The organism is Burkholderia sp. 567, assembly GCF_040545115.1.
Lineage (GTDB): Bacteria > Pseudomonadota > Gammaproteobacteria > Burkholderiales > Burkholderiaceae > Burkholderia > Burkholderia ambifaria.
On sequence record NZ_JBEPLG010000008.1, the window covers coordinates 375,411 to 385,083 of the forward strand.

The following is a 9,673-nucleotide window of genomic DNA, read 5'->3' on the forward strand; positions in this document are numbered from 1 at the left end:
GGCCGCAGGCGTGGTTAGAGTCGATGGTCTTGGTGCGGGAGGGCTGGCTGCGTTATGATCGCCCGCTCGTTGCATCGATGACCCGGCCACGCGGCCGGCAGCGTTCGACGACGGGCATCCGTGCCAGGTCCGGCGCGGCCGATCGCCGTGCGTGCCAGGCGACCGGGGCGGGCGCGAGTGCGCCGGCTTCGGGCGAGCGCGCGGCAGCGGATCGGCGGCGTCCGGCCGGTGGCTTTCGTTTCCAACAACAAAGGTCCGTCCGCACACGAAGCGGCGCGGATCGTACGTCGCGAGGCACGACTTGAGCGATTCGCAACCTTCCACGCAGCGTCCCGCGACGATCAGCGACGTCGCACGCGAAGCCGGCACGGGCAAGACCAGCGTTTCGCGCTATCTGAACGGCGAGACGCACGTGCTGTCCGCCGATCTGCGCCAGCGGATCGAGACGGCGATCGCGCGCCTGAACTACCGGCCGAACCAGATGGCGCGCGGGCTGAAACGCGGCCGCAACCGGCTGCTCGGCATGCTCGCGGCCGACCTGACCAATCCATACACCATCGAAGTGCTGCAGGGCGTCGAGGCCGCGTGCCACGCGCTCGGCTACATGCCGCTCATCTGTCACGCGGCGAATGAAGTCGAGATGGAGCGGCGCTTTCTGCAGCTGCTCACGACCTACCGGGTCGAAGGGCTGATCGTCAACGCGCTCGGCGCCGAGGAAGACGTGCTGCGCCCGCTGCGCGGCGCCGGCATCCCGGCGGTGCTCGTCGACCGGACGGTCGAGGGCTTCGAGGCCGACCTGATCGGGCTCGACAACACCGATGCGATCGAGACGGCGCTCGCGCATCTGGTCGCGCGCGGCTTCGATGCAATCCATTTCGTCGTGCAGCCGTTCGAGCGCGTCAGCTCGCGGCGCCTGCGCGAGGCTGCGTTCCGCGCGGCGCTCGGCGCACGCGGGCTGCCGGTGCCGCCGACGGTCGTGCTCGACCTGAACGAGCCTGCGGCGGCCGCCGCGGCGCTCGCCGACCTCGACGCGCGCCTCGACGACGCGACGCGACGCGGCGTCCGGGCAGCGCTGTTCGCCGCGAACGCGCCGGTCGCGCTCGCGATCGCGCGCCATCTGCGCGCGCGTTTCGGCGCCGCGTGGCAAGAAAAGGCCGCGCTGCTGTCGATCGACGATCCGGAATGGGCCGAACTGATCGGCATCACGACGATCCGCCAGCCGACCTACGAGATCGGCTACAAGGCCGTCGAATTCGTGCACGAGCGCATCGACGGCGCGGCCGGCGACGTGCGCGTCGCGATGCTGCCCGGTGAGCTGATTGCGCGCGCGTCGACCGCAAGCTGAGTATCATTCGGGGCACGCAGCGCGCCAGGTGCGCTGCCCCGAACAAGGAAATTCATGACTGTCGCTCCCGTCACGCTGGCGGTGCTGATCGCCGCCACGCTGATCATCGCGCTATTGCCGTTCGTTCTCTTCCGTATCCTGCGCAAGCCGCTTGCGCTCGACCGCCGCGACACGATCGTCGGCGTCGCCGTCTTCACGCTGTTCGCGATGATCGTCGAACGCGCATTCCATGGCCTCGTGCTGAGCCAGACGCCCGCCGGCGGCTGGCTCACGCAGCCGCTCGCGTTCGTCGCGTACAGCGCGCTCGCCACCGCCGTATTCGAGGAAGTCGGCCGCTATCTCGGGATGCGGATCCTGAACCGCCGCTACGGCGCGTCGGCCGGCGACGGGCGCGGCATCGGCTACGGGATCGGCCATGCCGGTGCCGAAGCGTGGTTTGTCGGCGTGCTCGTATGGGGCCAGTGGTCGTATCTCGCGTGGCTCGCGAGCCGCGGGCAGCTCGAGACGCAGCTCGCGGATCTCCCCGGCGACACCGTCGTGCGGCTGCACGTGATGCTGGCCACGTTGTCGGCACAGTCGATCCTGCTGTTGCTGCTCGAGCGCTGCGCGGCGTTCGTGGTGCAGCTCGCGCTGTCGGTGCTGGTCTGGCGCGGCGTGCGCGCCGGCCGCGCGGGCGTGCTGCCGCTCGCGATCGTGCTGCATGCGCTGGCGGTCGCGCCGGCGCTGCTGTATCAGGTGCGCGTGTTGCCGGCCGGATCGCTCGAGGCGGTATATGTCGCGCTGGCCGCGATCCTGGTCGCCGTGCTGGTGAAGGCAGGCCGGTCGCCGCGTGCGTCGGCCTGACGGAGGACGGAATGGACGACTATCTGATCGAGTGCCAGAGCAGCGAATTCGACGCGCTCGCGCGCGTGATCTGCGATCTCTTTCCGGAGCAGACGCGCTTCGCCGAAAGCAGCGACGAGCGCGGGCGATTCCTGTCCGTGCACTGGCTGGCGATGCGTTTCGGCTCGACGCCGAAACGGATGACGCTCGACATTCGCATCGTGCCGCCGGCGCTGGCTCGCTATCTGGCGCTCAAGCCGATGCAGCGCGCCCGCAGTCATGCGGTGCTGCATGCGTACACGGAAGCGATGCTGGGCTCGCTGGAAGAGCGCCACGCGGCCGGCGAGGCCGTCGAGCGTGACGCGGAGCTGGAACTCGACGAAGACTTCGCGTGAACGTGAGCGCGCGCCGGCGCGATGCGGGCAGAGCGCCGCTGTGGCAACGCAGGCATGACGCCAACGTTCAGGCCGCGACGCGCGACGACAGCACGCGATGCCTCGCGCGCCTGCGGTGGGTCACGCGTCGCGGTAGACCTGCGCGAAACGCTGCGCTTGCACGACGCCGTAGTCGCCGGGCGCATACTGCATCACCCAATCGCCGGCGACGCCGCGCAGCGTGTCGCCGTTTTCCGAGCGGGCGATCGTGAACGGCTCGTCCATGCGGCGGGCGAGCACGACGGCCGGCCGGTTCCGGTACGCGCCCGGCGTGCCGTGCGCGAGCGCCGGGTCGGCGGGCAGGTACTTCGCGTCGAAGCGTGCGCGCGACACGACCCAGCGGTCGCCGGTCGAGCCGGTGATCAGTGCGTCGCCCGCGACATAGCGGTTCGGGCCTTCGAGGCTCATCAGTTCGCCATCGGCAGCCGCGAACGCGACCGTGACGGTTTCGTCCTTGACGACGTGACGGGCCTGCGGGTCGGTACGCAGATCGATGTGCTTGAGTTCGAGCATGGCGGGGGGAAGTGCGGGAAAAGCCGGGAGCTTATCCGAATTCGGCGCGCCGTGTGACGCGCCGAATTCCCGCGGGAGGCGCGACGCCGTTCGCCCGTCCGGGCAACGCGGCGCCGGCGAAGCGGACGTCAGGGTTGCGCGGGCGCGCTGGCGGCCGGCGCGGCGGCTGCCTTGCCTTCCTTTTTGGCCTTGCCCGAGGCGCGGTGTTCGCCGCCATGGTGCAGCCAGCTGCGGAACGTCGTGTCGGCCAGCGCCTTCTGTTCGGCCGGGAAGCTCTGGTAGAGCGGCGCGAATGCGTCGGCGAGCTTCTTCGCGCCGTCCGCGTTCGCCTGCGCGAGTTCCGCGTACTGCTTCATGTCGTCGACCGCGGACACGTTGCGGTTTTCCATCCGTGCGCGATACAGGTGGCCCATCGTTTCACCGTTCTCGCGCATCGTGTCGGCGAACGTCTTCCATTGCGACTCCTGCGCCGACGTGATCTTCAGCTGATCGTGCAGGTACTTGATGCGCTGCTCGATGCGCGCTTCATGGCGTGCCGCGCGCTGTTCGGCGCTCGGCGCGGACGCTGCCGCTGCCGTCGTCGAGGCGGGCGTTTGTGGTTGCGGCGGCGTTTGTGCGAATGCGCCTGCTGCAACGGCGAGCATCGCGAGGGTGAGCGAGATTTTCTTCATGGTTGGCTCTCCGGGGTGGTGTCGTGCGAGCGGGCGCCGCGGCCTGTGCCGCGAGCACGCATCTCGCGTCGCCTGCTATTAGTAGCACGTTGCGTGTCACGCGGCGGTGAAAGCGACACTTGCTTACATCCGAAACGAATCGAAATTGAAGGGCCACGCACATAGCGGATGGGCGGCGGACGATGGCGTGCGATGGCGTTCGGTTGTGCGTGTGTCGGCACGCCGGGCGTCGCACGCGAGCGAGGAGCGCGGTTCGGACGCATGAACCAGCGATGGCGTGCGACGCCGTTTGGGCGCACCGGCGTTCGGCGCTATCATCGCGTCACGTTCCATTTCGCCGGCGCGCTGCCGCCGGCCCAGCCTCATGCGTCCACCTCGCCTCGACCAACTCGACGACCTCGACCGGCAACTCGTTGCGCTGCTGCAAGCCGATGCGCGCGCAAGCGTTGCCGATCTCGCGCGGCAGCTCGACGTCGCCCGCACGACGGTCGTCGCGCGCATCGCGCGGCTCGAGCGCACGAACGTGATCGCCGGGTACAGCGTGCGGCTCGGGCAGGACGTGCTCGATGCGAGCATTTATGCGTATGTCGGCATCATCCTCACGCCGAAGTTCGGCAAGGACGTGTTGCGCAAGCTCGACCGGATGCCCGAAGTGCAGCTGCTGTGCGCGGTGAGCGGCGAATACGACTATGTCGCGTGGCTGCGCGCCGATTCGCCGGAGCGGCTCAACGACCTGCTCGATCAGATCGGCACGCTCGAGGGCGTCGAGCGCACGACGACGTCGATCATTCTGTCGCGCAAGATCGATCGCGGCACGATCGGCGGATGATGCGCCGCATGCGGCGTCGGGCTTGACGCCGCGGCGCGATTCGTCGCGTAGGTTGTTCCTCCTTTACCTTTCCTTGAACACCGGCCGTCGGCGTTCGCCGCAGGGCGGGGCGTTGCCTCGTGCATCGTCACACGAGCGTCGTCGTTGGGTCGAATGCCGGCCCGCCCGCGCGTAACGATTCCTTCCCCTGCGCCTGTCCCGATTTACTCGTTTCTTCCTGTCCGTCCACACGCCTCGATGGCGACCCGTTTGCGGCGCGCCGTATACGCGATTTTTAGGCGTTTTGGTCGTTGTGACGAAATGAATCGTCATTTCGTCGAATTTATCGGTCGTTTCGCATCATTCTTCGTCTTGGAACTGATTTTGCGCATCCCTAAACTGTGTTCATGGCTCGACGCCGTACACCAACACCAAACCCATCATCAGGAGATAAGCGCATGAAAATCGCCATCGTCGGCGCAGGTCTGATCGGCCACACCATTGCTCACATGCTGCGTGAAACGGGCGACTACGAAGTCGTCGCGTTCGACCGAGATGCGGATGCGCTCGCCAAGCTGTCGCGTGAAGGGATCGCGACGCAACGCGTCGATTCGGCCGACGCCAATGCGATCCGTGAAGCCGTGAAGGGCTTCGATGCGCTCGTCAACGCGCTGCCGTACTACCTCGCGGTCAACGTCGCCGCGGCGGCCAAGGCGGCCGGCGTCCATTACTTCGACCTGACCGAGGACGTGCGCGCCACCCACGCGATCCGCGAACTCGCCGACGGTTCGGACCGTGCGTTCATGCCGCAGTGCGGCCTCGCACCGGGCTTCATCGGCATCGCCGCACACGAGCTCGTGAACGGCTTCAGCGAAGTGCGCGACGTGAAGATGCGCGTCGGCGCGCTGCCCGAGTATCCGACCAACGCGCTGAAGTACAACCTGACGTGGAGCGTCGACGGCCTGATCAACGAATACTGTCAGCCGTGCGAAGCGATCCGCGACGGCCGCAAGCAGTGGGTGCAGCCGCTCGAAGGCCTCGAGCACTTCTCGCTCGACGGCACCGAATACGAGGCGTTCAACACGTCGGGCGGCCTGGGCACGCTGTGCGAGACGCTGTCGGGCAAGGTCGAGACGCTCGATTACAAGTCGGTGCGCTATCCGGGCCACCGCGAACTCGTGCAGTTCCTGCTCGAGGACCTGCGCCTGTCGAGCGACCGCGACACGCTGAAATCGATCATGCGCCGCGCGGTGCCGTCGACCAAGCAGGACGTCGTGCTCGTGTTCGTCACGGTGACGGGCGTGAAGGATGGCCAGCTCGTGCAGGATGTGTTCACGCGCAAGATCTTCGCGAAGGACGTGTGCGGGATGCACATGAGCGCGATCCAGATCACGACGGCCGGCGCGATGTGCGCGGTGCTGGATCTGTTCCGCGAGAAGAAGCTGCCGCAGAGCGGCTTCATTCCGCAGGAGAAAGTGTCGCTGAAGGCGTTCCTGTCGAACCGCTTCGGCAAGCTGTACGAAGGCGGCACGATGGAGCGCGTGCACGAAGTCGCCTGACGGATCTCCGGCACGAGGGCCGTGCAACGCCGGGAGCGCAACAGCGCTTCCGGCGTTTTTTTTGAGGCTGGTCGAAGCAGGCAGGAGCAGGGCGGTGCGTGTGCGGCTCAGGCGGGCAGCGGCGGGACCATCGTTGCCTGCGGCGCCGGCGGCACGATGCGGTACAGCAGCGCATCGATGTCCGCGTCGGACGGCGCGGTATTGTCGAACATCACGATGCCGTCGCATTCGTGGCCGGTCGGCACGAAGCGGCGTTGCCGGTATTCGTCCCAGTGCGCGAGCTTGTACGCGTCGTTCGGGTTGCCGCGCGCGACGATCCGCTGGTGCGCGACGTCTTCCGCCGTATGCACCCAGACGACCGTCAGCGCGATCTCCGGCCCGATGCCGAGCCACGCGCGGTCGAGGATGCGGCGGTCACGCACCTCGCGCGACAGCGGGCCGACCACGAGCGCGCCGATGCCGAGCGCGAGATTCTCGCGGGCCGTGTCGAGCAGGCCCTGATATTCGGGATCGCGCAGATGCTTCAGGTAGAGCGGGCTGTCGCGATCGTTCGGATCGGAGGTGAGGGCGCCCATCGCGGCCGAGCTGTAGCGGCCGTAGAGCGTGTCCTTGTCGAGCAGGCAGAAGGCTTCGCCGGTCGCGCGCATCAGCGGCCCGATCAGCCGCTTTGCGAGCGTGGTCTTGCCGGTGCCGGCATGACCGCAGAAGAACACCAGGTGCGTCACGAATACCGGCTCCCCGAGCCCGCGCGCGACGCGTCGGTGCGCTTGTCGTCGCGCGGGAACACTTCCGCCTCCAGCCACATCACGTTGATGATGCCGAAGCCGAGCGCCACGCCGATGCCGAGGATCCACGAGAAATACCACATGGGGCTGTCTCCTTGATGGTTGGGCCGCGCGGCCGTGCCGTGCGTTTGCCGAAGCGGTGCCGCGCGCGTGCCGCGGCGCAGGCAGCCCGATCATGACCAATATCGGCGCGCCGCGCAAGCCGGGCCGCCTGCGCGTCAAACCGGTAAACTGATGCGCAAACCGCAACATTACAGACACCATGCTGATCAATTGTGCTGCATACCAGGACGGCCGCAAGCTGGCCGACATCGATATCGATGCCATCAGCGACTACGTGTCGAAGCCAGAGTGTTTCGTGTGGGTCGCCCTGAAGGATCCGACACCGGAAGAGATCGACCTGATGGGCGAGGAGTTCGCGCTGCACGAACTCGCGCTCGAGGATGCCCGCAAGGGGCATCAGCGCCCGAAAATCGAGGAGTACGGCGATTCGCTGTTCGCGGTGCTGCATACGGTCGAGCTCGAGGAAGACGGCGAATTCAATGTCGGCGAGCTGAACGTGTTCGTCGGCCCGAACTACGTGCTGTCGATCCGCAACCATACCGAGCAGGACTTCCGCGCGGTGCGCAAGCGCTGCGAGCGCGAGCCGCATCTGCTGCAGGAGGGCTCGGCGTTCGTGTTCTATGCGTTGATGGACCAGGTCGTCGACCGTTATTTCCCGATCCTCGAGACGCTCGGCACCGAGCTGGAGGAACTCGAGGATCGCATCTTCGCGAAGGCCACGCTCGCGTCGTCGCGGGCGATCATCGAGGATCTCTATTCGCTGAAACGCCGGCTCGTGATGCTGTACCAGCACACCGCGCCGCTGATGGAGCCGCTCGCGAAGCTCACCGGCGGCCGCATTCCGCAGGTCTGCAGCGGCATGCAGCATTACTTCCGCGACGTGTACGACCACCTGCAGCGGATCGTGAAGACGATCGAAGGGCGGCGAGAGATGGTCGTGACCGCGATCCAGGTCAACCTCGGGATGATCTCGCTCGCCGAGAACGAGGTGACCAAGCGGCTCGGCTCGTTCGCCGCGCTGTTCGCGATCCCGACGATGATCGCCGGCATCTACGGGATGAACTTCGCGAACATGCCCGAACTGCACCTCAAGTACGGCTTCTACGGCTGCATCGCGGTGATGGTCGCGGCCGATCTCGCGCTTTGGTGGCGCTTCAGGCGGGCGGGGTGGCTGTAGCCGCGACGCCTAGTGCGGTGCGTGCTTGCCGACCACGACGCGCCACGGCCGCACGCGCCACGACTTGACGAGGCCGTTCTGCACGTACGGATCGGCGCGCGCGAACGATTCGGCGGCTTCCGGCGAATCGCCTTCGAACACGAGCACGGCCTGATCGGACGGATCCTGCAACGCGCCGGCAAGCACGAGCTCGCCGCGTTCGGTCGCCGCCTTCGCAAGCGCGAGGTGCTCGGCGCGGTATTGCTCGCGCCGGGACAGGTAATCGTCGACGAGTTCGTAGATCAGCTGGTAATGCATGGTCGCTCCCGGAATCGGCCGCCGCAGGATGGCGGGCGCTTGGGCTCAGTATAGGGCCGATTCGGGCTTTGTCGGGGCGGCTGGCGGCGGCTTGCCGGATCGTGGCTGGCTGAACTTGGCGGCCGTCGGGGATGATTTCGATATCTCGTTACCTGTCTTTTTAACGCAACTAACGGTCTAACGCGACTCCGCCGTCGCATGATTTTGCGTTATCGCGCCGGACGGCTCATCGCAGGTTTGGTCTACAGGCAAGGTGGGTTTGGGAAGCGTATGGGACGCGCATTCCGGGCCGGAATTTCACATGCCGGCGAGGGCGGTCGCGTGATCGGAAAAAGGGCCGAAGCCCGGTGTGGGCGTCCGGACGGGGTGCCGCGGGAGGGCGTTTCCATTGGCCGCAATGCGACCTATGCTGAACAAATCCGGAGCGAACTCCGTTCGCCCGATTCGCCGAGACGAGGTGTGCCATGCCTGTATCAGCCACCCTGCAGGATTGCCTGCGCCAGAAGTCATCGCGGTACGAAGTCGTGTACCACCCGTATAGCCATACCAGCATGGAGACGGCCGCCGCCGCGCATATCCCCGGCGATCGCCTCGCCAAAACCGTGCTGCTCGAGGACGACGAAGGCTACGTCGCCGCCGTGCTGCCGACGTCGCACGCGGTGCGATTGTCGGATCTCTGGGTCAAGACCGGCCGCCATCTCGTGCTCGCCAGGGAAATGGAACTGCGCGAACTGTTCAAGGATTGCGACCTGGGCGCGTTGCCGCCGGTATGCATGGCGTACGGAATGAAGACGTTCCTCGAGGAACAGCTCGCCCAGCAGCCCGAGGTGTATTTCGAGGCCGGCGACCACGAAGCGCTGATCCATATGACGCAGGACGAATTCCTGTCGCTGATGGAAACGGCCGAGCGCGCGCATTTCTCGCACAAGATGCAGGGGATGTGGGTTTCCTGATTGCGTTGGTGCGGGAGGTTTGTCGTGAATGAGAACGGCGCCTGATGGGTGCCGTTGGGGGCGTTGCGGGCTGTGGATCCAGGCGTCGTCGGGTTGCGTTGCGTTCGAATCAGCTATGTTTCCGGCTCAATTTCGTATTTGACATAATCATAATTATCGAAGTTGAATTTGTAAGAGCAAAGTTGTAATGTCGCATCTGGGCAAAGTTGAAATGTCGTAGTCCGAGGGTTTCGGCGCATGCTGGCG

General features: G+C 66.3%; 12 protein-coding genes. 7 read left to right on the plus strand and 5 right to left on the minus strand.

Features of this window, described 5'->3' with window-relative positions; translation table 11 throughout:
- The first annotated feature begins 301 nt into the window (after window positions 1-301).
- Genes ABIC50_RS24345 through ABIC50_RS24355 form a run of 3 tightly spaced genes read left to right on the plus strand, consistent with a single transcriptional unit; the run spans window position 302 to window position 2,562 of the window.
- Window positions 302-1,345, plus strand: a complete 1,044-nt coding sequence (locus tag ABIC50_RS24345; RefSeq protein WP_011656933.1) for a LacI family DNA-binding transcriptional regulator — start codon at window positions 302-304, stop codon at window positions 1,343-1,345.
- A 54-nt stretch (window positions 1,346-1,399) separates the two neighbouring features.
- On the plus strand, window positions 1,400-2,188 hold the full coding sequence (locus ABIC50_RS24350; protein ID WP_354167330.1) for a YhfC family intramembrane metalloprotease: 789 nt from the start codon (window positions 1,400-1,402) through the stop codon (window positions 2,186-2,188).
- Between the two features lie 11 nt (window positions 2,189-2,199).
- Window positions 2,200-2,562 carry a DUF3022 domain-containing protein gene (locus ABIC50_RS24355; protein WP_011656931.1) on the plus strand — a complete coding sequence of 121 codons (363 nt, stop codon included), beginning with the start codon at window positions 2,200-2,202 and terminating at the stop codon, window positions 2,560-2,562.
- A 120-nt stretch (window positions 2,563-2,682) separates the two neighbouring features.
- On the opposite strand, the gene ABIC50_RS24360 is transcribed toward ABIC50_RS24355, so the two are convergent.
- Both ABIC50_RS24360 and ABIC50_RS24365 read right to left on the minus strand, forming a co-directional pair.
- Entirely contained in the window at window positions 2,683-3,114 is a 432-nt protein-coding gene (locus ABIC50_RS24360) for a PGDYG domain-containing protein (protein WP_011656930.1), read from the minus strand.
- A 128-nt stretch (window positions 3,115-3,242) separates the two neighbouring features.
- Window positions 3,243-3,785, minus strand: a complete 543-nt coding sequence (locus tag ABIC50_RS24365; protein ID WP_354167333.1) for a Spy/CpxP family protein refolding chaperone — start codon at window positions 3,783-3,785, stop codon at window positions 3,243-3,245.
- A 364-nt stretch (window positions 3,786-4,149) separates the two neighbouring features.
- Here ABIC50_RS24365 and ABIC50_RS24370 point away from each other — a divergent pair, with 364 nt between their 5' ends.
- Window positions 4,150-4,614 (plus strand): Lrp/AsnC family transcriptional regulator, encoded by a 465-nt coding sequence (locus ABIC50_RS24370; RefSeq protein ID WP_006481526.1) that lies wholly within the window; start codon window positions 4,150-4,152, stop codon window positions 4,612-4,614.
- Between the two features lie 437 nt (window positions 4,615-5,051).
- Window positions 5,052-6,152 (plus strand): saccharopine dehydrogenase family protein, encoded by a 1,101-nt coding sequence (locus tag ABIC50_RS24375; RefSeq protein ID WP_006755042.1) that lies wholly within the window; start codon window positions 5,052-5,054, stop codon window positions 6,150-6,152.
- Between the two features lie 107 nt (window positions 6,153-6,259).
- Here ABIC50_RS24375 and ABIC50_RS24380 read toward each other — a convergent pair whose 3' ends face one another.
- Window positions 6,260-6,877, minus strand: a complete 618-nt coding sequence (locus tag ABIC50_RS24380) for a P-loop nucleotide/nucleoside kinase family protein (RefSeq protein WP_041491177.1) — start codon at window positions 6,875-6,877, stop codon at window positions 6,260-6,262.
- On the minus strand, window positions 6,874-7,020 hold the full coding sequence (gene cydX / locus ABIC50_RS24385) for a cytochrome bd-I oxidase subunit CydX (protein WP_041491176.1): 147 nt from the start codon (window positions 7,018-7,020) through the stop codon (window positions 6,874-6,876). Before cydX ends, ABIC50_RS24380 begins: the two co-directional genes overlap by 4 nt.
- Before the next feature lie 179 nt (window positions 7,021-7,199).
- Here cydX and corA point away from each other — a divergent pair, with 179 nt between their 5' ends.
- Window positions 7,200-8,177 (plus strand): magnesium/cobalt transporter CorA, encoded by a 978-nt coding sequence (gene corA / locus ABIC50_RS24390; protein WP_175675411.1) that lies wholly within the window; start codon window positions 7,200-7,202, stop codon window positions 8,175-8,177.
- A gap of 9 nt (window positions 8,178-8,186) precedes the next feature.
- Here corA and ABIC50_RS24395 read toward each other — a convergent pair whose 3' ends face one another.
- Complete coding sequence (locus ABIC50_RS24395) at window positions 8,187-8,474, minus strand: YciI-like protein (protein WP_011656925.1); 288 nt, start codon at window positions 8,472-8,474, stop codon at window positions 8,187-8,189.
- A gap of 464 nt (window positions 8,475-8,938) precedes the next feature.
- Between ABIC50_RS24395 and ABIC50_RS24400 the strand changes: the two genes are divergently transcribed.
- On the plus strand, window positions 8,939-9,427 hold the full coding sequence (locus ABIC50_RS24400; protein ID WP_006755037.1) for an aminoacyl-tRNA deacylase: 489 nt from the start codon (window positions 8,939-8,941) through the stop codon (window positions 9,425-9,427).
- The last annotated feature ends 246 nt before the right edge of the window (window positions 9,428-9,673 follow it).

What these genes read in the sequence shown, in the direction of transcription:
- ABIC50_RS24350 (WP_354167330.1), top strand. Translation starts at nt 1,400, where the DNA reads ATGACTGTCGCTCCCGTCACGCTGGCGGTGCTGATCGCCGCCACGCTG.
- ABIC50_RS24355 (WP_011656931.1), top strand. Translation starts at nt 2,200, where the DNA reads ATGGACGACTATCTGATCGAGTGCCAGAGCAGCGAATTCGACGCGCTC.
- ABIC50_RS24360 (WP_011656930.1), bottom strand. Translation starts at nt 3,114, where the DNA reads ATGCTCGAACTCAAGCACATCGATCTGCGTACCGACCCGCAGGCCCGT.
- ABIC50_RS24365 (WP_354167333.1), bottom strand. Translation starts at nt 3,785, where the DNA reads ATGAAGAAAATCTCGCTCACCCTCGCGATGCTCGCCGTTGCAGCAGGC.
- ABIC50_RS24370 (WP_006481526.1), top strand. Translation starts at nt 4,150, where the DNA reads ATGCGTCCACCTCGCCTCGACCAACTCGACGACCTCGACCGGCAACTC.
- ABIC50_RS24375 (WP_006755042.1), top strand. Translation starts at nt 5,052, where the DNA reads ATGAAAATCGCCATCGTCGGCGCAGGTCTGATCGGCCACACCATTGCT.
- cydX (WP_041491176.1), bottom strand. Translation starts at nt 7,020, where the DNA reads ATGTGGTATTTCTCGTGGATCCTCGGCATCGGCGTGGCGCTCGGCTTC.
- corA (WP_175675411.1), top strand. Translation starts at nt 7,200, where the DNA reads ATGCTGATCAATTGTGCTGCATACCAGGACGGCCGCAAGCTGGCCGAC.
- ABIC50_RS24395 (WP_011656925.1), bottom strand. Translation starts at nt 8,474, where the DNA reads ATGCATTACCAGCTGATCTACGAACTCGTCGACGATTACCTGTCCCGG.
- ABIC50_RS24400 (WP_006755037.1), top strand. Translation starts at nt 8,939, where the DNA reads ATGCCTGTATCAGCCACCCTGCAGGATTGCCTGCGCCAGAAGTCATCG.